Annotated in this window: 15 protein-coding genes and 1 tRNA gene; 13 read left to right on the top strand and 3 right to left on the bottom strand. The window is 45.4% G+C overall.

The features are described from left to right. Positions 1–249: 249 nt before the first annotated feature. The 9 genes from ABL924_RS03450 to ABL924_RS03410 are packed head-to-tail and all read left to right on the top strand — an operon-like array spanning position 250 to position 8,471. A complete protein-coding gene (locus ABL924_RS03450) occupies positions 250–1,662 on the top strand; it encodes a DegQ family serine endoprotease (RefSeq protein WP_349025674.1) in 1,413 nt (470 codons plus the stop codon). A 3-nt stretch (positions 1,663–1,665) separates the two neighbouring features. Continuing rightward, on the top strand, positions 1,666–3,465 hold the full coding sequence (gene lepA / locus ABL924_RS03445) for a translation elongation factor 4 (RefSeq protein WP_349025673.1): 1,800 nt from the start codon (positions 1,666–1,668) through the stop codon (positions 3,463–3,465). Positions 3,466–3,502: 37 nt separating this feature from the next. After that, the gene (lepB, locus tag ABL924_RS03440; RefSeq protein ID WP_349025672.1) at positions 3,503–4,279 is read left to right on the top strand and encodes a signal peptidase I; all 777 of its coding nucleotides are present in this window, start codon (positions 3,503–3,505) and stop codon (positions 4,277–4,279) included. A gap of 58 nt (positions 4,280–4,337) precedes the next feature. Further along, the gene (locus ABL924_RS03435) at positions 4,338–4,715 is read left to right on the top strand and encodes a DUF4845 domain-containing protein (RefSeq protein WP_349025671.1); all 378 of its coding nucleotides are present in this window, start codon (positions 4,338–4,340) and stop codon (positions 4,713–4,715) included. After that, entirely contained in the window at positions 4,712–5,395 is a 684-nt protein-coding gene (rnc, locus tag ABL924_RS03430) for a ribonuclease III (RefSeq protein WP_349025670.1), read from the top strand. Before ABL924_RS03435 ends, rnc begins: the two co-directional genes overlap by 4 nt. Then, positions 5,392–6,273: a GTPase Era gene (gene era / locus ABL924_RS03425; protein ID WP_349025669.1), complete on the top strand. Its 882-nt coding sequence runs from the start codon at positions 5,392–5,394 to the stop codon at positions 6,271–6,273. Before rnc ends, era begins: the two co-directional genes overlap by 4 nt. Then, the gene (recO, locus tag ABL924_RS03420) at positions 6,266–6,973 is read left to right on the top strand and encodes a DNA repair protein RecO (protein WP_349025668.1); all 708 of its coding nucleotides are present in this window, start codon (positions 6,266–6,268) and stop codon (positions 6,971–6,973) included. The genes era and recO overlap by 8 nt, the downstream gene beginning before the upstream one ends. A 2-nt stretch (positions 6,974–6,975) precedes the next feature. Beyond that, complete coding sequence (gene pdxJ / locus ABL924_RS03415; protein ID WP_349025667.1) at positions 6,976–7,716, top strand: pyridoxine 5'-phosphate synthase; 741 nt, start codon at positions 6,976–6,978, stop codon at positions 7,714–7,716. 14 nt (positions 7,717–7,730) lie between these two features. Continuing rightward, complete coding sequence (locus ABL924_RS03410; protein WP_349025666.1) at positions 7,731–8,471, top strand: PP2C family serine/threonine-protein phosphatase; 741 nt, start codon at positions 7,731–7,733, stop codon at positions 8,469–8,471. Positions 8,472–8,513: 42 nt separating this feature from the next. Here the strand turns inward: ABL924_RS03410 and ABL924_RS03405 are convergent, their stop codons facing one another. Further along, positions 8,514–9,467: a sigma-54 dependent transcriptional regulator gene (locus ABL924_RS03405; protein WP_349025665.1), complete on the bottom strand. Its 954-nt coding sequence runs from the start codon at positions 9,465–9,467 to the stop codon at positions 8,514–8,516. Between the two features lie 11 nt (positions 9,468–9,478). Next, entirely contained in the window at positions 9,479–10,207 is a 729-nt protein-coding gene (locus tag ABL924_RS03400) for a sulfite exporter TauE/SafE family protein (protein WP_349025664.1), read from the bottom strand. 189 nt (positions 10,208–10,396) lie between these two features. On the opposite strand from ABL924_RS03400, the gene ABL924_RS03395 reads away from it, so the two are divergent. The 4 genes from ABL924_RS03395 (at position 10,397) to ABL924_RS03380 (ending at position 15,175) form a co-directional block, all read left to right on the top strand. Further along, positions 10,397–11,323, top strand: coding sequence for an AEC family transporter (locus ABL924_RS03395; protein WP_349025663.1), 927 nt, complete (start codon positions 10,397–10,399; stop codon positions 11,321–11,323). Between the two features lie 2 nt (positions 11,324–11,325). After that, a complete protein-coding gene (locus ABL924_RS03390) occupies positions 11,326–12,564 on the top strand; it encodes a molybdopterin-binding protein (RefSeq protein ID WP_349025662.1) in 1,239 nt (412 codons plus the stop codon). 376 nt (positions 12,565–12,940) lie between these two features. Next, the gene (locus ABL924_RS03385; RefSeq protein WP_349025661.1) at positions 12,941–14,857 is read left to right on the top strand and encodes an ATP-binding cassette domain-containing protein; all 1,917 of its coding nucleotides are present in this window, start codon (positions 12,941–12,943) and stop codon (positions 14,855–14,857) included. A gap of 230 nt (positions 14,858–15,087) precedes the next feature. Then, positions 15,088–15,175: transfer RNA gene (locus ABL924_RS03380), tRNA-Ser, on the top strand. Between the two features lie 334 nt (positions 15,176–15,509). Here ABL924_RS03380 and ABL924_RS03375 read toward each other — a convergent pair. Then, a complete protein-coding gene (locus tag ABL924_RS03375; protein ID WP_349025660.1) occupies positions 15,510–20,810 on the bottom strand; it encodes a type ISP restriction/modification enzyme in 5,301 nt (1,766 codons plus the stop codon). Between the last annotated feature and the right edge of the window lie 333 nt (positions 20,811–21,143).

Below are 21,143 nucleotides of genomic sequence, written 5' to 3'. Positions count from 1 at the left end.
ATCCCATACTTAATGAAGCTGCGAATAAGTTCTCGACAAGGCTCTCCTGAGTGTAACGAAGGGTTCAGGAGACGAATAGTAATGGGTCGATTCCGTTCGTGGTGAACTGGTCGAACCATGATCGGACTGACAGGTTCAGAGATTCCTTAAAGTAGCTCACTCTTTTCAAAGCGACTTGAAAGGTGTTAGTGTTGTTCACAATATTTTGTTTTATTCTATATTCAACTGCTTGAACGTGATGGAGGTTTTATGCTCGAAAGGGTGATTTACTGTGTGTTTTTAATGGCTATAGGTAGCCAAACTGTTTTTGCACAGTTACCGGATTTTACCGGAATGGTAAAAACCAATGGTGTGGCGGTGGTTAATATTAGTACCACTCAAAAGGCTAAGCCAGCAGCTAAGGGAATGCCTAAAGGCCAACAGATGCCCGAAGGCATTCCTCCCGAAATGGAGGAGCTTTTTAAACATTTTTTTAATAATCCAGACGGTGGGGGCGGTGGTGAGTTTGGTGGTGAAGACACGCAATCTTTAGGGTCCGGGTTTATTATCTCCCAAGATGGTTATTTATTAACTAACCATCATGTCGTCAAAGATGCTGATGAAATTATCGTCAAGTTCTCAGATCGACGTGAATTAGTCGCTAAATTGATTGGTTCTGATGCACGCACCGACATCGCCCTATTAAAGGTTCAAGCCACAGGTTTACCTGTGGTAAACATTGGCTCGCCTAATGAATTAAAAGTCGGGGAATGGGTTTTAGCTATCGGTTCGCCGTTCGGGTTTGAACAATCGGTTACTGCCGGCATTGTCAGTGCGAAGGGTCGGAGCTTGCCTGGGGGTAACTACGTGCCGTTTATACAAACAGATGTCGCTATAAATCCAGGCAATTCGGGTGGCCCCTTATTCAATATGGATGGCAAGGTGGTTGGTATAAATTCGCAAATCTATAGCCGCACGGGCGGCTTTATGGGCTTGTCGTTTGCCATCCCTATGGATGTGGTCATGAATGTAGTCCAACAGATTAAAACCAGTGGTAAAGCGGCTCATGGTTGGTTAGGCGTACAAATTCAGGATGTTACCCGGCAATTGGCTGAGTCATTTGGCATGAAGAAACCTCAAGGCGCGTTGGTTTCTAAAATTATTCCGAACAGTCCGGCGGAAAAAGCTGGCTTGCAGATCGGTGACATCATTACTGAATTTAATAGTCAACCTATTGAAACATCAGCAGACTTGCCGCCCATGGTCGGCATGACTCCGATTAATGGTGAAGGGAAGTTAACGATCATCAGGCAAGGCGAGACAAAGACAATTGAGTTTAAAGTAGGCTTGCTGCCAGATCAGGAAGCGAAAGCACCATTGTATAAGGTAGAAGCAAAGCCTACCAACAGATTGGGTATTAGTGTTGCCGATATAACCGCCGAACAGCGGGAGTCATTGGAAAATATTAAGAATGGCGTTTTGGTTCAGGGTGTTGAAAGTGGTATTGCCGCTGATGCAGGGATACAATCCGGTGATGTCGTCTTGCGTATCCAGAATAATGTCATTCGCGATGTGAACGAGTTTGATAAAATAGTCAAAAATCTTCCCGTAGGTAAATCGGTAGCGGTTTTGATACAACGCCGTGGTAGCCCGGTATTTCTGGCTTTGAAAATTGATAAATAATTCGTGGATTTAAAACATATAAGAAATTTTTCCATCATAGCGCATATAGATCATGGTAAATCGACACTTGCGGATCGCTTCATTCAACTTTGCGGAGGACTGACAGCACGGGAAATGTCCGCTCAAGTCCTTGATTCGATGGATATTGAAAAGGAACGCGGCATAACCATCAAAGCGCAAAGCGTCACACTGGATTTTGTCGCCAAGGATGGTGAAACTTATCAGTTAAACTTTATTGATACGCCTGGGCATGTGGATTTCTCGTATGAAGTATCTCGCTCGTTAGCCGCCTGTGAAGGGGCTTTGTTGGTCGTTGATGCCGCCCAGGGTGTGGAAGCACAAAGTGTCGCCAATTGCTATACGGCAATTGAACAAGGCCTTGAAGTCGTTCCAGTGTTGAATAAAATCGACTTGCCGTCTGCTGAACCCGAACGTGTACAGGCGGAAATCGAAGAGGTTATAGGCATTCCGGCAGATGAAGCCCTAATGATAAGCGCCAAAACGGGCTTAGGTGTGCGGGATGTGCTGGAACAGTTGGTTATCAAAGTTCCGCCGCCTCAAGGGAATGTCGAAGGGCCATTGCAGGCACTGATTATCGACTCCTGGTTTGATAGCTATTTGGGAGTCGTTTCCTTGGTCAGGATTGTCCACGGCAGTGTCCGCAAAAAGCAAAAAATCACCATCATGTCCACGGGAAAATCATTTTTGGTTGATGCCGTGGGTGTTTTTACACCCAAACGATTAGAAAGGGATATTTTAAACACGGGTGAAGTTGGCTATGTTGTCGCTGGCATCAAAGATATTTTTGGTGCCCCCGTCGGGGATACTCTTACATGGACTGATAATCCCGCGCCAGAACAACTCACTGGATTCCAAAAAGTTCAAGCCAGGGTTTTTGCCGGCTTGTACCCAGTCAGTTCGGATAATTACGAAGATCTGCGCGAAGCACTCAACAAACTCAATCTTAACGATGCGTCCTTGGTATTTGAGCCGGAGACCTCGTTAGCCTTAGGTTTTGGTTTTCGCTGCGGTTTTCTGGGCATGTTGCACATGGAAATCGTCCAGGAACGCTTGGAGCGGGAATACGACGTAGACCTGATTACCACGGCCCCAACGGTAATTTATGAGGTCATCACCCAAAATGATAAGGTATTGATGATTGATAATCCGGCAAAATTGCCTGATATGGGAACGGTCAAAGCCATTAGGGAACCGATTATTCGGGCGAATATCTTGGTGCCGCAAACCTATCTGGGGGCAGTCATTACGCTGTGTATTGAAAAGCGTGGCGTTCAAAAAGACATGCAGTATGTCGGTAGGCAGGTGTCTATCCATTACGAATTGCCGATGAGTGAGGTCGTACTAGACTTTTTTGATCGCTTAAAGTCGGTGAGCAGGGGCTTTGCATCCTTTGATTACGAGTTTTTGCGTTTCCAGGAAGCCCCGCTTGTCAAACTCGATGTGTTGATAAATGCCGATAAGGTCGATGCCTTGTCGATTATCGTGCATCGTGATCTGAGCAACAACCGTGGGCGGGATCTGGTCGAAAAAATGAAAGAGCTTATCCCGAGACAAATGTATGAAGTGGTGATTCAAGCTGCTATCGGCTCCAAAGTCATTGCGAGATCAACGGTCAAAGCGATGCGGAAAAATGTTACCGCCAAATGTTATGGCGGTGATATTAGCCGCAAGAAAAAACTGCTGGAAAAACAAAAGGCCGGTAAGAAACGGATGAAGCAGGTGGGTAATATTGAGATACCCCAAGAAGCATTTTTGGCTGTATTACAACTCAATAAAGAATAATACGGCTTTCCTTTCAATCACTTGATACACTTTTCCTATGGATTATGATTTTTCATTTTTTCTTTTTATAGCCAGTATAGTGACTGGAGTGATTTGGGGCGGGTATTTACTGTACTTGAAATCGCAAGAGCGGGTATTCGATGAAGCCAATGAACCGGTTGTTGTTGAGTACGCGCGGTCATTTTTTCCGATTGTGTTGATCGTCTTTTTGTTACGGTCATTTTTGGCGGAACCGTTTCGTATACCTTCTGCATCCATGATGCCCACCTTGTTAATCGGAGATTTTCTGCTGGTTAATAAGTTCGCATACGGGATACGTCTCCCTGTCATCAATAAAAAAATCATCGAACTCGACGAACCGCATCGTGGCGATATCGTTGTATTCCGTTTTCCTAAAGATCCGACGGTGGACTATATTAAACGAGTCATCGGTTTGCCTGGTGATAAAGTCGTTTATAACAATAAGAAATTGACTATCAACGATGCACCCATTAATCAGGCTTCGCTGGGCATCTATCAAGGTGTAGGGCAAGGCCAGGATATGACAGGTAACACACACTTTCAAGAAAATTTGACGGGCGTTGAACACAGTATTTTGATTCGAAATGATGCGCCAACTGTAGAATTTACTTATGTCATTCCGGCGGGTAATTATTTTGTCATGGGCGATAATCGTGATAACAGCAATGACAGTCGTTATTGGGGGACTGTCCCAGAAGAAAATTTGGTAGGAAAGGCATTTTTTATCTGGATGAGTTGGGATTGGGAGCATAAAGGCATCGGTTTTGATCGAATTGGCACAGTGTTAAAATGAGATACACTTACCGATGTGCCATCAATGTGTTATTTTTGAATTGATCGTCGGAGCTATGATGAACACACCATCGAAACCTCAGCAAGGCTACACACTTATTACCCTTATTTTTATGTTGGGTATATTCGCTTCTTTTGTCTTATTAATATTTAAGATTGGCCCTATTTATCTTGATCACAGCAAGGTTAAGAGCGCTTTGACAGCTATAGAGCAAGACAGGGATGCTGAAACAAAAAGCGAATCTGAAATTAGATCGAGTATCGACAAACGGTTTAATATGAATTACGTCGCGCGCGTTAAAGCACAAGATATGAAGATAACCAAACGGGGTAATTACTTAAAAGTTGAGGCGGATTATGAGGTTGTTGAAAAAATAGTGGGCAACCTAAGTGCTTTAGTTGAGTTCCATGATGTCATTGAGGTCGGTAAGGAGTGATAAAAAAGCCGGAAATATTGTGTCAAAAACTGGGATTGTTATTTAATCAACCTCAGCTTTTTATCACGGCATTAACGCATCGTAGTGCTGGGGCGCATAATAATGAACGTTTAGAATTTTTAGGTGATGCGATCTTAGGGTTCGTGATTGCCCAGAAGTTGTTCGATATTTTCCCTGGAGCCGATGAAGGCACGTTAAGCAGATTACGGGCCAGCCTTGTCAATGAATCTTCCCTAGCAGAACTAGCCCGAAAGCATCAACTCGGTGACTACTTGTATTTAGGCTCAGGTGAGTTAAAAAGCGGAGGCTTTCGCAGGGATTCGATTTTATCGGATGCACTCGAGGCCATTATGGGTGCGCTGTATAAAGATCAAGGCATAGCACGTTGCCAGGATTGGATCATTGAGATTTTTACCGATAAATTGCAAGCTTTGTCGGCAGACAATTGGCAAAAAGATCCCAAAACACAATTACAAGAATTGATGCAAGCCAAGAAAATGGAACTGCCTGAATATATCTTGATAGATATGTCCGGCTTGGCTCACGAACAAACATTCAAAGTTAAATGTAGCGTCGCTTTGATTGCAGAATCCTGCGTAGGTACTGGCGTTTCCAGAAAAAAAGCTGAACAATCAGCAGCAGAAATGATGCTCGCCAAACTCCAAAAGGACAGTGCATGAATTGTGGTCACGTGGCTTTGATTGGCCGCCCGAATGTCGGTAAATCAACTTTGATGAACCATTTGTTAAAGCAAAAAATCAGCATTACCTCTCGTAAACCGCAAACCACCCGCCATCGAATACTCGGTATAAGTACTTCAGAAAAAGGCCAAGTCATTTACTTGGATACGCCAGGCATGCACCACGGCGAGCAAAGGGCGCTTAACCGCTATTTAAATCGTACCGCAGATACGACCTTATTAGGTGTTGATGTCATCGTGTGGCTAATTGATGGTCTAGTGTGGCAAGAATACGACGACATTATCCTAAAAAAACTGGAACAGACCGGATTACCAGTAATTTTGGCAGTTAATAAAGTCGATAAGATTAAAGATAAAGAAGACATTTTGGCTTTTTTTGAGCAAGCCCAAAAGCGCTTTCCATTCCATAGTCTGCTGCCTATTTCGGCATTAAAAGGCACAAATCTTGAAGAACTGGAAAGTCTATTGCTTACCTTATTGCCTGAAAGTGAGCTGATCTACCCTGAAGATCAAGTGACAGATCGGTCTGAGCGGTTTTTATGTGCGGAAATAGTCAGGGAAAAGCTCACGCGGCGTTTGGGTGATGAGCTGCCTTATTCGCTGACCGTACAAGTCGAATTGTATGAAGAATTGCCGCATGTTACCAAAATTTATATTGTGATATGGCTGGAACGTGCCTCACAAAAGAATATCGTCATCGGTACAGAAGGTGAAATGCTGAAAAAAATTGGCACGGATGCTCGAATGGATATTCAAAAACTTATCGGTCAAAAAGTGTTTTTAAAGCTGTGGGTTAAAGTTAAAAAAGGTTGGTCTGACAATGAACGCGCTTTATTAAGCTTGGGGTTTAATGAGTGATACAGTCGTCCATTCGCAGCCAGCGTATATTTTACATCAGCAAAATTACCGCGAATCCAGCCTGATTATTGATGCCTTAACCCGCGATTACGGCAGGATTTCCGTGATAGCCAAAGGGGTACGTAAAGCAAAATCTAAAACCGCAGGCGTGTTACGACCTTTTGTGGCATTGTCGCTGTCATACCTCGGCAAATCTGATTTAAGGACGTTGACCGATGCTGAAATGCTAGGTTCTCTGTTTGAATTGACAGGATTGGCGTTCTACTGCGGCTTTTATATCAATGAGCTGGTGTGCAATTTCTTACATAAAGATGATCCCCATCCAGAAGTCTTTCAGGATTATCAGCAATGTTTAGCACAGTTGGCACACGCGACTGAGATTGAAGCTGCATTGCGGATTTTTGAATTAAAACTTATGGATCATATTGGTTATGGTGTGCAGCTAGACTATGATTTACATCATGAAAAACCGATAGCAGCAAATAAAAAGTATGTGTTTAATAAGGGCAATGGCTTAGTTGAAGACGCGGATGGTCAATTTTCAGGCTCGGTTTTACTGGCTATACAGCAAAGACAATTCGATGAATCTCATGTGTTGAGCGAAGCAAAACTATTGATGCGAGCTGTTATAGATAGTCATTTGCAAGGTAAGCAGCTGAAGAGCCGTGCTGTTATTAATAACATAGTTAAGCGGTTGTAATAATGGATAAAAAACAAATTCTACTGGGTGTTAATATTGACCATATTGCTACCATCAGGCAAGCTAGAGGAACGCGTTATCCTGAGTTAATTCAGGCAGCACTGGTTGCCGAGCAGAATGGCGCAGACAGCATTACCGCGCACTTACGGGAAGATCGTCGGCATATTCAGGACAGGGATATTTTCCTGCTGAAAGACATGATCCATACCCGATTGAATATGGAAATGGCGGTGACGGATGAGATGGTTGAAATCGCAGTCAAAGTGAAGCCCCATGCCTGTTGTTTGGTGCCTGAAAAGCGTGAGGAATTGACGACGGAAGGTGGCTTGGAGGTGGCGGGTAATCTATCAAAGCTACAATGGGCTTGTGAAAAACTTGCCGACGCAGACATTGAAGTCTCACTATTCATAGCGCCAGATCAAGTCCAAATAGATGCCGCTAAAGCAGCCGGAGCGCCTGTTATAGAGCTGCATACAGGCTGTTATGCGGAGGCAAAAACATTTGCTGCCAAGAGAGCAGAGCTGGAACGAATTCAACAAGCTGCGGCTTATGCCAACAGTATTGGCTTACAAGTTAATGCGGGGCATGGTTTGCACGTCCATAATGTAGCGGCAATATGCCGCATTCCAGAAATTGTAGAGCTTAATATTGGCCATTCAATTATTGCCCAGGCACTATTTTCAGGATTGGCACAATCAGTACGGAATTTAAAACAAGCTATGCTTAATGCAAGATCACAATAAAAAATTACGAAATCATGCAGCTTGAATTTTTTCAGTTAACAGTCTTAGGCGATAGGAAGATAAATCAAGATTCTATGGCGCATATCGTCAATGATGATTATGCGTTATTTATTGTCGCCGATGGTTTAGGTGGACATCAGGCGGGTGAAAAAGCATCCCAATTTTTTTGTCAGGGCATGCTTAAGTTTTCACAAACATATTGTTCCAAAATAATAGCGCAGAACAATCCTGCTGAGGTGTTTTTAGCTTGGATTAACGATGCCATCAACGAAATGAGGGTTTTATTCGCTGATGATCAGCTAGCGAGTAAGGCATACACGACTTGCGCCATTCTTTACCTGGATGACCGAATCTCGATGGCGGCACATTGTGGAGATTCCAGAATTTATCGAATGACACCTCAGGAAATTTTATGGCGAACGCGAGACCATTCTATTCCTCAAGACTTATTAGATCTTGGTTTAATAACCGAAGACCAATTAGCGCAACATTCTGAGCAAAACCAACTTACGCGCAGCATTAATGTCAATAAGAATCATGGTGTAGATATCAAACTGTTGCCAGTGATAAGCAAAAACGAGACATTCGTTCTTTGCAGCGACGGTTTTTGGGGCCATATCAAGAATGGCGAACTGCTAGAACTGGCTGATTTGGAAAGCAACAAAGCAAACCTCACGAAGTTGACGAGATTATCTATCTACCGCGCCAATGGGAAAAGCGATAATGTTACTGTAATGTCTATTAGATGTCGATGACACTGGCTTAAACAAGCTTTCCGCATTGCCTGCTATATTTTACTAAACAGCAAAACCGTGTTTTCGCATGCGATAAAGTAATGTGTCTCTTGTTAGACCTAGCAATTTCGCTGATTGACTTCGATTTCCCTCGGTTAGCTCCAAGGCTTGCTGGATTAAACTGACTTCCAAGTTGTCCAAATCCAGCCCAGCAGACGGGAGAGTAAAATGAGGTAGGCTGAAGCCTGAGTTGTTCTTATTGAACTCGAATGGCAGGTTTTCTGGTTCTATAACCTTTCCGGCCAATAAGATGCAAAGCCTTTCACACAGATTCCGTAATTCACGAATATTGCCCGGCCAACTGTAAGATTTGAGCGCTTTTAAGGCTGTTCTGCTGAACTGGGGCGGAAGTATTTCATGCTCATGTTCAAATAGCCCCATAAAGTGCTTGATCAAAAGCTCCATATCGCCAATTCGATGGGCTAGTGGCGGAAGCTCTAAAGGCACAACATTTAGCCTAAAGAACAAGTCGCGCCTAAAGGTGCCATCGGCAATTTGTTGGTTCAAGTCAGAATTTGTAGCCGCAATTATCCGCACATCAACGGTATAAGTCTCAGTGTCGCCGACGGCAAGGCACTCGCCAGACTCAATAAAGCGCAGCAGTTTTGCCTGAATTGAAATGGGCAAGGAGTTAATCTCATCGAGAAATAAAGTGCCACCATGCGCTGCCTGAAACAGACCTTGAGTGTTGCCTGTAGCGCCCGTAAACGAGCCTTTCTTATGACCGAACAATTCCGATTCGATAAGGCTTTCCGGCAACGCGGCACAGTTTAACGTGATAAAAGGCTTGTTCGCCCTAGAACTCGATTGTTGAATGGCATTAGCGAGAATTTCTTTGCCAGTGCCTGTCTCGCCATTCAGTAAAATAGTGACATCAGTAACGGCAGCTATCCTGGCGCTACGGATTAACGCATCCAATGCGGGAGATTGCCCTATGATCGCTTTAAAATAGTCCATGACTGCCTCTCTTAATGATTTGTATGATTTATTATTATAGCCATTGGATTAAGCCAAGGCATCGCGGCCAGCAATGCCAGCGCTATCATGAACAGACCGACAACCTGTTTGAACCGTTGCATTCTCGATAACCGCGTTAGTACGCTGGTCATTATACCTACGCCCATTACCGCAGGTAAAGTACCCAAGCCGAAAGATAACATGGTCAGGGCACTTTTGCTGACATCGCCTGTCGTCAAGGCGAGCGCTAAGGCGGTATAGACGAGCCCACAAGGTAACCATCCCCATACCATACCGAACAGGAAAGCCTGGGTCCGATCCTTTACGGGGATCAATTTTCGTCCGTAAGGTTCTATTTGTTTCCATAAATGAACGCCAGCTTTTTCAATATAAGCAAAACGCGGCAACCAGCCCGCAATATAAAAGCCCGCTCCTGCCATAATAACCGCCGACGATAATTGCAATATACGATAGCCATTGATATCAGTTGCAGGTGCAGGAATGAATGATCCAACGATACCTGCCAGCGCACCCGCCAAGGTATAGCTGGTGATTCGGCCAAGATTGTAGTTGAACACAAATGGGATTAGCAGTCGTTTGCTGTTCCGTATTTCTGGGCTTAAGCTTAATGTGAGTGTGCCAATGATCGAGCCACACATTCCCACGCAATGCAAGCTGGTAGCCAAACCCATTGCGAATGCAACTAGATAGGAAGTAGTAAATGAAGGGTCAAATGTCATTGCTGAGTGTCTTCTTCGAACGATTGATAAAGATATTTTCTGTCTTGGTTAGGAGTGACAATAGTCATTTCGTAAAAAACTCAACACGGTAGACACGAAGCAGTCATGCAATAATGGTGAACACTATATTACCGGAAGTTGACTAATTGTGAGTGGTAAAATCACTATTTACGAGTTGAAATTAAGATTATGCACTCCACATTAATACAAATGGCTCTGCTTATGGCTGGCGGCATCGGCTGGCGAATCATTAAGCCGATGGGTCTTGATGCAGAGCAAACCCGTAAGGTATTAACCACAGTTGTATATTATTATTTCTTGCCAGCTATGGTTTTGGAAGTATTATGGACGGCGGATATTGGCTTACATTCCTTACAATACACCGTGTTAGCGGTTGCCAGCATTCTGTTTGGTATGTTGTGCCTGTGGCTGGTCGGATCACTTTTTAAGTTTGAACATCGATGCTTGGGCGCCATGATATTGGCGGCGGGATTTCCCAATATTACCTATCTAGGCTTGCCCGTGTTAGAGCAGGCCTTTGGCAGTTGGGCGCGGTCTGTGGTCATCCAGATTGATCTTTTTGCCACATCACCCTTGTTATTTACCTTGGGTGTCGTTGTGGTTCGGCATTATGGCGAGGATGCTTCAGAGATTCGACAGCCAGTCTGGACATTTTTGAATGTGCCGCCATTTTGGGCGGCAGGTATTGCGGTGTTATTAAATTTGAACGGATTCATAGCTCCAATCTGGCTTACTGGGACATTAAAAATGTTATCGGGAGCGGTCGTGCCATTAATGTTATTTTCGTTAGGATTGGCGTTAAGTTGGCAAGCCGTCAGATTGCGGAATATCCCTTATATTGCTCCCGTCGTGGTCATCAAAATGATCTTGATGCCGCTATTTGCAATATTATTTGCGGAACATCTAACTATGGCGAATGACTATAAAGCCGCCGCCGTGCTTGACTTAGCCATGCCCAGCATGGTGTTAGGGGTTGTGCTATGTGACCGCTATCAACTGGATAGCTCGTTATACGCAATGGCAGTTACCGTCACCACGACACTCAGCCTGATAGCCTTGCCATTCTGGTATCAAATTTTGATGACGAGATTTTAACTATGAATCCAAGTTTTGAAACGTTTTCACAAGGCGAAGAAATTGTCACCGGACAAGTTGTCGATACTAATGCCGCCTGGTTGTCGCAACAAGCCGTAGAAATGGGCTTCAACGTCAGCCGCCATACAGCAGTAGGGGACAAGCTGGAGGATTTGGTAAAGGTATTGTTGGACATTGCAACCCGTGCCGATTGTTGTATTTGCACCGGCGGATTAGGCCCTACCAGCGATGACTTGACGGCTGAAGCCGTTGCCAAGGCTTTTGATCTACCTTTGATATTCGATGAGATTGCTTTTGTCCAGATACAGCAGTTTTTTCGTAACAGAAACCGAGCCATGCCAGAATGTAACCGCAAACAAGCGATGCTACCGCAAGGCTCAATACGTCTTGATAACCGTACAGGTACTGCACCCGGATTTGCGCTGCAACAGGGACGGTGCTGGTTTGCTTTCATCCCTGGTGTGCCATCAGAAATGCGGAATATGTTTCTGGAACATATCCAGACGCTATCAAGCCGTTTTGTCTTGCAACCCAGTCAATTAATTACCATTAAAACCATTGGGATAGGTGAGTCTGATCTTCAGGAACGGATAAGTAAAATTAAAATCCCACTTCAAGTGCAGCTAGGTTTTCGTGCTGAATTAGGTGAAGTACAAACTAAGCTGCTATTTCCGAGCGATTACCCACAAACGCAACTGAAAAATCTGACCCATTTAATCGCTGATACGATAGGCGATGCCGTGTATGCGATTGAATGTTTGGGACAACAGGCAGGCGATCTGGTGTCTGTGGTAGACCAATTGATGACAGCAGGAAACCATACGTTTGCAGTTGTGGAAACCATTAGCCAAGGCTTAGTGGCAGCAAAAATGGTTGGGGTGACTTGGTTACTAAGCACTACCTACGAGCAGTCCGTAGAAAGGCTCACGCAACAACTAGAAGTTGAATATGATTCCGATGACGCGATGGCAACTGCCAAAGCAATAGCTAATGCGGTGCAGAAAACTACCGATGCAGATATGATTTTAGTCCAGCTCACTTCCGCAGGGTATTATTTAAATCCACATGGTATCGAGTCAATAACCGTGACTAATGCCTTGTTTGTTAAGGGTAAAGTTAACTATACTGTCCGAATTCTGACTGGTGACATCAAACGTAAACAGCATCAAGCAGCATTATCTGCTCTCGATTTATTGCGGAGGTATTTACAAGGTAAAGACATAATTTATCAGCTAATTTAAGTGCTATTGATCGTCCCATGCTATTAAGTTAAGCGATTTAGTCCACTCACCCTGGGATGCCTACAAGGATATAGGTAACAGGGCAACGCAGGAGCAGTTGCTGAGGGGGCGAGGGTGAGGGTTTTAACTGATTGATTCTAAAATCGGTAGTGGGTGAAACCTGTATTTTTTGATGGACTTGTCGGCTTCATGCCTGTGGGTCGCGTGTATTTTGGAATGCAAACCTAGGTTTGCCACTCCGCCCTATCAAGTTACAGGTTTCACCCACTACCCTAAAATCCTCATCCCAACGTCAAGCAATTCAAACATCAGACAAAAAGCACAACCAGTATTTCAGGTATAATGCCCATTGAATTTACCTTTACTAACTTACCCAATGCCCTTATTACGCCTATCAAACATCGCCATCGCTTACGGCACTCATGCTTTACTCAATAAAGAAAACTTCCAGTTAGACATTGGTGAAAGGGTAGGGCTGTTAGGGCGTAATGGCGAAGGAAAATCCACTTTGATGAAGATCATTGCTGGCAATGTACTTCCCGATGGTGGCGACATCTGGCGCGAACCAGAATTAAAACTGGCATGGCTGGAACAAGCACCAGAGTTACCCGATGAAGCGACTATCTATGATGCAGTCGCCAGTGGCTTGGGCGAGCTAGGAGACGTGATTGCGCGTTATCATGCACTTTCGTTGACGATGGATTATCATGACAACAAAGCACTGCAAGAACTGGGCGACCTACAACATAAGCTGGAAGCGTTAAATGGCTGGCATTTCAACACCAAGATAGAAGCCACTCTAACCAAGTTGAACTTGCCCGGAGAATTAAAAATTCAGGACTTATCAGGCGGCTGGAAGCGCCGTGTCGCACTGGCTAAGGCGCTAGTCATCGAACCGCAAGTGCTGTTACTGGACGAACCAACCAACCATCTTGACTTTGAAAGCATAGCTTGGCTGGAAGAACAATTGCTTAACTTCGCTGGCGCAGTGCTGTTTGTCACCCATGACCGCGCCTTTTTGCAAAAGCTGGCAACCCGCATTGTCGATTTGGATCGCGGCTATTTGGTGTCCTGGCAAGGCACTTACGACGATTATTTAAGGCGCAAAGCGGCAGCACTGGAAGACGAAGCCAACCAAAATGCCGAATTCGACAAGAAACTGGCGCAGGAAGAGGTGTGGATCAGGCAAGGCGTAAAAGCGCGGCGCACCCGTAACGAAGGCCGAGTAAGGGCACTAGAAGCCTTGCGTAAAGAACGGGCGCAACGCCGACTACAACAAGGCACCAGCAAGCTGGGCTTATCAACAGCCGAGTCATCAGGTAAAAAAGTTATTGAAGTTAAAGACATAGGCTTTAGTTATCCTGAACGGCAAATTATCAAAAATTTCTCTACGCTCATTCAACGTGGTGACAAAATCGGACTTATCGGTGCAAATGGTGCAGGTAAAACCACCTTGCTAAAGCTGTTGCTTAAGCAGCTAGAGCCAAGTAGCGGCGTGGTCGAGCATGGTACACGCTTAGAAATTGCCTATTTCGATCAACTGCGCGATCAGCTTGATCCTGACATGACGGTTGCCGATACCGTTGGCAATGGCAGTGACTTTATCGAAATTGCAGGCAATAAACGCCATGTTATGTCCTATCTATCCGATTTTCTGTTTGCTCCAGCACGATCACGCTCGCCCGTCAAAAGCCTGTCTGGTGGTGAAAAAAACCGCTTGCTGCTGGCACGATTGTTTACTAAGCCAGCAAACTTCCTGGTGATGGACGAACCCACTAACGATCTCGACTTAGAAACCCTGGAATTACTGGAAGAAAGGCTCGTTGATTACAGCGGAACACTATTGTTAGTCAGCCATGACCGTGCTTTCTTAGATAACGTGGTCACCAGCGTTTTTGTACTGGATGGTTCTGGCAGCGTGGAAGAATTTGTCGGCGGCTACAGTGATTGGCAAAACCAGAAACTAACAGAGGTAAAAACCGACTCAGCTAAGAAAAACCAAGATAGTAAAAAGAAACTGGATTTAAGTGTCGAAAATCCATACGTACCGAAAAATCCGGTCAAAAAAAAGCTCAGTTTTAAAGAACAGCAAGAATTAACTAACATGCCCGAACTAATCGCCCAGCTTGAAGCCCAACAAGCCGAACTAACCAAGAAGATTAATGATGTGGATTTTTATAAAAATGACCAAACCGTTATTGCCAAAACCTTAGCTGATCTACAAACTGCCGACACCAAGCTGGAACAGGTTTTCCAACGCTGGGATGAGCTTGAAAGCCAGCAATCGGCTTAGCTTAAGGGTATCTCTAAAAATTCAAAAAACTCCTTCTCCCTCTGGGAGAAGGCCGGAATGAGGGTAATAAAATCAAGCAATTATATCCCTCACCCTAGCCCTCTCCCAGAGGGAGAGGGGATTATTAGAGGTTCCCTTAAGATAAAGTCATTGCAACAAAAGGCTTTCTAGCTTATCCTTGCCGCCCTGCCCAACCTAAGTTAACCCCAGGGCAGACATCAAAAAAATCAGGAGAGGTGGCCGAGCGGTCGAAGGCGCACGCCTGGAAAGTGTGTATACGGCAACGTATCAAGGGTTCGAATCCCTTTCTCTCCGCCACTTAATGATTCAACAAGGTTCATCGAAGTACCTAACCCCCGCATTTTCCTAAAAAAATCAGTTAAATTTGATCTCCAAACCATAGGGGCAATCCCTTGTGGTTGCCCGAAATTGCTTGCCCTATAGCACACAAAGGGCAGGCACAAGGCCAGCTACGGCCTAGGGCCATAAGTATCTACACAAGTATTTACCCCTTCTCCCTTGGAGGAGGTCGGGATGAGGGGGAATATAAACAGTTGATTTTATTCTCCTCACCCCAACCCTCCAGTAGGAGAGGGAGTCCGTTGCTTTTCCAGCTCGTTGTTTTTATTGCGTCGAAAAGTTGTGTAGATACCTATGACCTAGGGCTGGCATCGAAGGGCGGCAGGGCGTTGACGATTTCCATAGTTTTAAGGCTAACGGTAATCACCCGCTGAAACAATTCCAGCGGATAACGTGGGTTATTCATGGTTTCTATTGCCCAATCGTTGGCATCGTTGGTTATACCGCTGTCTTTGTGGGTGGTGACGCTTTGGCGTTCCATCACCCATTCCAGCGCGGGTTTGCCGTTGACGACATATTCATAAGCCGCCAATGGAATGTCTTTGATGGTTATTTTGTGGTTATAAATCACGGTCGATTTGTCGTCTTTCTTGGCAAATTTCATTTTGGTAACGTAAAAATCTGCGTCTTTTAAATCACCTAACTTGGCTTTACCGCAATCGAAGGTGACGGGATAAGGTTCGACGGTTTCGTAGTTGATGTGCAGTTCCGCCAGGTCGCGGCCTGCCTTGCTGAATGCCCAAAAATCCGCCGCTTTGTTGACGCACGGAATGCGCGGCAATTCTTTGGTTAGGTTATCGGCGTATTGGGTTTTATAGTCTTCTGAATGCAGCAAGCCGTAGATGTAATAGAACAGGTCTTCTTTGTTGATGGTCTCAAAGGGATAAGCGGCTTGAAAGTGGGCTAAACCGGCATCGGTAATGCCGTCTTTGCTTTGGTAGGCTGGGTTAGCGCTAGCGTAACCCAGCGTTTCGGTGTCGATGGTTGTGGCGTTTTGCTGGGTTACGCTAGCGCTAACCCAGCCTACATAAGCTTCGTCGCTGAACAGGTCGGTTTGTGGTTTTACGCCGCTGGGCTGTTGGTTTTCATCGGCTTGTGTGGGTTCGTAGAGTTTTAGGGGGAAGCATTGGCCATTTGCTTGTAACTGAATATCAGGCAAAACATTTGTCATAATGGCAGAAAATGCTTTAGGAGTGCCTAATCCAGTCACACAAATCACCCGATTTTCAACTGATGAATCTGGAAAAATGCGGGGCATCTGATAAACCATGTCATTCATGTATTTGCTGAAATAAACCGGGGACTTGGTAAAAGTTCGGTACATCCCTTTCACTAAAGCCGATTCTTGATAACCGTGTTTTGTGAATCGGCTCAAATCATTTTTAAGCCCTCTATTCCAACTAATATTTGTTGCATGCAGGCTGATAAAATTATCTACATTAGGATAGTTATCTTTGCCTAATCCTTCGCAAGCCCTTTGATAGCGTTCAACTTCCTTATTATAAAAATCAATCATGCCCCTCATATTTTTAGCAAGTGTATTTTTTGAAAAGTTGTAACACCAAGCATCCCGGCTTGTTGAGATCCCCCTCGAATAATTATCAAAAATTGCTACAGCATCTTTATCTTTCTTATCCCCCAAACTAATAAAGTGGCTAAAACTATCATCACGCTGCTTTAGCCAGTCGTTATGCTGGTCGGGTATGACCTTTTGCCAGCCATCCGCCGCCGTAATGCCGTTAATGCTTTTGAGGTCGCTAATACTTTCGAGTTTTTGTGTTTGGGTTAAATAGTCGCCGATGTCGTGCAGGTAGATAAGGCCCTTTTCTGTCGCATTGGGATTTTTGACAAAAATGGTAATGGCAATCGGCGTGCGGGTGCCTTGACCAAAAACATTGTCTTTTTCTTTGCGGCGTAATTCGCCCGATGTCCGTGCATTGCCGCGCAAATGAAAAATATAGATACTGCTGAATTCATCGGCTAAACATTGACGCAAGCCATCGGCGGTATTGGCTTCAATAAAACCTGCATTGGTCACAAAGCCAATGATACCGCTATCACCCACGCGGTCACTTGCCCAACGGATAGCGCGGATGTAGGAATCGTATAAGGCGTTTTTGTTGGTGGCGGTAGAGTTTGCGGCGTAGGTTGAGCGGATTTTGTCATCCAAAGATTTATATTCCACATTGGCATTATTATCATTGGCGCTTTCTTGCCCTGCCGAATACGGCGGATTGCCAATAATCACCCGAATATCCAACTTCTTTTGTTTATTACGTCGTGCGCTGTTATCCACCAAAATCTGGCTAATTAAATCGTCTTTTTCATACAATTGGAAGGTGTCGGTTAAGCAAATGCCTTTGAAGGGCTGGTAGGCAATCTTCTCCCCCAATGCTGTTGACTTAGGAATATTGGCTCCTTCTCCCTGAGGGAGAAGGCTGGGATGAGGGGGAGATAAATAGGCATTTTCCTTATTCTGATTTCCCCTCACCCAACCCTCTCCCTCTGGAGAGGGCTTTTCAGAAGCCTCTTCCACAGGGAGAGGGGAGTTCATAATATCGTGATACACCGCCTCAATATTAATCGCGGCAATGTAATAGGCCAGCAACACAATCTCGTTGGCATGAATCTCGTTTTGGTATTTGTAAGGCAGTTGCGCGGGGCTGATTAAACCACTTTGCAGCAAACGGGTAATAAACGTGCCGGTTCCGGTAAACGGGTCAATAATATGGACGTTCTTATCGCCCAAGGTTTGGCCAAACTCGTTTTGTAGCGCGTCATTCACGCTGTGGATAATAAAATCCACCACTTCCACCGGCGTATAAACAATGCCCAATTTCTCGGTCATGCGCGGGAAGGCGTTGCGGAAAAACTTGTCGTACAGCTCCACCACAATCTTTTGTTTGCCAGCGGCATTGTCGATGCCTTCGGCGCGCATTTTTACGCTGTCATAAAAGCGTTGCAGGGTGTCGGCTTCTTTGTCGATATGGTGCTCGTGCAATTTATCCAACACGTCTTGCATGGCTAGCGACATCGGGTTGTGTTGGGCAAAGCTGTAATCCTGGAACAGCGCATCAAACACCGGCTTGGTTATCAGGTGTTGCGCCAGCATTTCGACAATTTCGGTATCGGTAATGGCGTTGTTGAGGTCATCGCGCAGTTCTTCGGCAAAGGCGTTAAAGGCGGCGATTTCTTCGGTGTTGGTCGGCGTGTCTAAAATGGCCTGAACGCGGGCGATATGGGTGCGGGCGATTTTGGCAATGTCGTTTGCCCAGTCTTCCCAATGGCTGCGGTTGCCGCATTTTTTGACCACTTTGGCATAAATGGCGCGTTGGATGTCGTCGATTTCAAAGGTGTCTACGATGTCGGCTTGTGTGGCGGTATATTTTGCAGGCTTTTCGCCAATGCCGTATTCACGTTTGCCCGTCGGTTTTGGCTTGTCTGATTTTTTTGCTTTCTTGCTGAACTTGTCGGTAATGGCGATCACTTCCATTTTTGACGTGTCTTTGCCGATTAAATCCAGCTTGTTAATCATGGCATCAAAGCGGTCATCGTGTGAGCGCAAGGCTTGCAACACTTGCCAGACGACTTTATAGGTCTTGTTGTCATTGAGGGCTAGCTGGGGTTCCATTCCGGCGGGAATGACCACGGGCAGGATCACATAACCGCGTTTTTTGCCTTCGGCTTTACGCATGACGCGCCCTACCGATTGCACCACATCCACCTGTGAATTGCGCGGCGTTAGGAACAACACAGCATCCAAGGCGGGTACGTCCACGCCTTCGGACAGGCAACGGACATTGCTTAAAATCCGGCAGGTGTTTTCGGGTGTTGCCGCTTTTAGCCACAACAGTTTTTCTTCTTTTTGGCTGGCATTCATGCTGCCGTCAACGTGTGCGGCTTCGCATTGTAGGGAAGCTCTAAAAGTCCCCTCTCCCTCTGGGAGAGGGCTAGGGTGAGGGGAGGAGTGATCAACTGATTTTAAAACCCTCATCCCAGCCTTCTCCCTTAGGGAGAAGGAGTCTGTTGAATTTTTAGCGGTTTCTTGTTCTTGTTCTTGTTCTTGTTCCTGATAGGCTTCCACCACCGCCTTGAACATGTTGGCGATGTTTTTGGAACTGACTTTATGGGTTTTGGGGTTGGTGGCGGGTTCAATGACTTGGCAAAATGCCACGGCACGGCGCATTGGTGCGTTGTCATCGGTTAAATCTTGGCTAGCTCCTTGTTTGGATAAGGCTTTCCAACAGCCAATGATTTTTCCGGCATCGTCAACTTTAAGCTGATTATTTTCATCGGCCAACAATTTTTGCAGGCTTTGGCTAATGTGAACTTCGTCTATCGCCAATACGATGACTTTATAATCCACCAGCAATTCTTGTTTGACGGCTTCGGAAAAGCTGATGACATAAAGCTCTTTGCCAAACAGGGTTTCATCATCCATTGAGCATAACGCCACGTTGTCTTTTTCCGCGCTTGCTTTTGCCATGTCACCGTAAATGCGCGGGGTTGCGGTCATGTACAAGCGTTTGCTGGCCTTGATAAAGTCGGCATCGTGGACTTTAACAAAGGTGGATTCGTCCTCATCGTCAAAGGTCGCGCCAGTGGTGCGGTGGGCTTCGTCACAAATAATCAAGTCGAAACCTGCCAAGTCATGGTTCTTTTGGGCTTTGCTGATAACGTCAATGGAATGGTAAGTGGAAAACACCACGCTCATGTGCTGGTCGTCATGGCGTTTGCTGATTTCCTTGGCAAGCTGCTGAGCGTTGGTGGTGGCGGGGTAGCGCAATTCGTGGGTAAAGGTTTGCACGATGTCATCGTCTTTTTTGCGCTTTTTACCGACATCACTATCTGAACAGACGGCAAAGCTGTGTAAAGGCGTTGCGGATTCTTGTGTCCATTCGGTCAGGGTCTGCGATAGAAGCGATAGGCTTGGCACTAAAAACAACACGCGTTTGCCCTTGCCTGCGATTTTTTCGGCAATTTTAAGGCTGGTGAAGGTTTTGCCCGTGCCGCAGGCCATAATGAGCTTGCCGCGTTCTGCGGTTTGTAAGCCGTGTTCCACGCCATCTAGGGCGGCGGTTTGGTGATTGCGTAGTTGTTTTTTGGCTTTAAGGACAGGTGGTTGCTGGGGTTGGTAAAGTGACCAGTCGATCTGGCTATTTTCCAGGTCGTTTAAATCAATTTTGCTGACTGGTGGCTGTTGGTTTTGGAGCGCATCTTCGGCGTGTTCGCTCCAGTTGTTGGTGGTGCTGATAATAAGCCGATGACTGAACGGCTTTTTACCCGATGCGGTAAAGAAGCTGTCAATATCGCTTTTTTGCATCCGGTAATCTTCTGCGTAGAATTTACATTGAATGGCGTGGACTTCATTTGTTCCGGCTGTTTTAGCCACCAAGTCTATGCCCGTGTCCCGCGCATCCAAGCCTTGTTCTCGCGCCCAATCTGCATAAGCCCACACTTGGCTGTACAAGTCCTTATAACTGGCTTCATTGCGTAGGTAAGTGCAAATCAGGTCTTCAAAATAAGTGCCTTTTTCACGGTGGGTTTGGGCGGCTACACGGTAGGCGTTGAATAATGATTGTAAGGCGGTCATGGTTTTTGGGATTGTTGGGCAACAGGCGGTAATAGTCAGGACGGTTCTGTTTTGATAGGAATAAGGCTATTTTGCCACAAAGTAGCTTGCGGTCTACGGCTAAATAGACATTGGTTTTCGCAATGATTGGGTGTTTTGGGTGCTTGAGCTGTTGCTCAATAGAGGTATCCGAAAATATCTATCAAATTACGGGAAGAAGAATAGGTATGTTTGGTAATGAAGATTGCCTTGCTGTTTGTTCATTGGTAGGTGAATATCTCGAATCTGTCAGTGAGTGTTGTTTTGTGCCAAGCTTGTATTGGATTGCGTTTCATAAGTGCAAGAAATTACAGG

The sequence above is a fragment of the Methyloglobulus sp. genome (genome assembly GCF_040079455.1).
Classification (GTDB): domain Bacteria; phylum Pseudomonadota; class Gammaproteobacteria; order Methylococcales; family Methylomonadaceae; genus Methyloglobulus.
This window is presented reverse-complemented; position numbering and strand designations above follow the sequence as displayed.

What these genes read in the sequence shown, in the direction of transcription:
- ABL924_RS03450 (WP_349025674.1), top strand. Translation starts at nt 250, where the DNA reads ATGCTCGAAAGGGTGATTTACTGTGTGTTTTTAATGGCTATAGGTAGC.
- lepB (WP_349025672.1), top strand. Translation starts at nt 3,503, where the DNA reads ATGGATTATGATTTTTCATTTTTTCTTTTTATAGCCAGTATAGTGACT.
- ABL924_RS03435 (WP_349025671.1), top strand. Translation starts at nt 4,338, where the DNA reads ATGAACACACCATCGAAACCTCAGCAAGGCTACACACTTATTACCCTT.
- era (WP_349025669.1), top strand. Translation starts at nt 5,392, where the DNA reads ATGAATTGTGGTCACGTGGCTTTGATTGGCCGCCCGAATGTCGGTAAA.
- recO (WP_349025668.1), top strand. Translation starts at nt 6,266, where the DNA reads ATGAGTGATACAGTCGTCCATTCGCAGCCAGCGTATATTTTACATCAG.
- pdxJ (WP_349025667.1), top strand. Translation starts at nt 6,976, where the DNA reads ATGGATAAAAAACAAATTCTACTGGGTGTTAATATTGACCATATTGCT.
- ABL924_RS03410 (WP_349025666.1), top strand. Translation starts at nt 7,731, where the DNA reads ATGCAGCTTGAATTTTTTCAGTTAACAGTCTTAGGCGATAGGAAGATA.
- ABL924_RS03405 (WP_349025665.1), bottom strand. Translation starts at nt 9,467, where the DNA reads ATGGACTATTTTAAAGCGATCATAGGGCAATCTCCCGCATTGGATGCG.
- ABL924_RS03400 (WP_349025664.1), bottom strand. Translation starts at nt 10,207, where the DNA reads ATGACATTTGACCCTTCATTTACTACTTCCTATCTAGTTGCATTCGCA.
- ABL924_RS03395 (WP_349025663.1), top strand. Translation starts at nt 10,397, where the DNA reads ATGCACTCCACATTAATACAAATGGCTCTGCTTATGGCTGGCGGCATC.
- ABL924_RS03390 (WP_349025662.1), top strand. Translation starts at nt 11,326, where the DNA reads ATGAATCCAAGTTTTGAAACGTTTTCACAAGGCGAAGAAATTGTCACC.
- ABL924_RS03385 (WP_349025661.1), top strand. Translation starts at nt 12,941, where the DNA reads ATGCCCTTATTACGCCTATCAAACATCGCCATCGCTTACGGCACTCAT.
- ABL924_RS03375 (WP_349025660.1), bottom strand. Translation starts at nt 20,810, where the DNA reads ATGACCGCCTTACAATCATTATTCAACGCCTACCGTGTAGCCGCCCAA.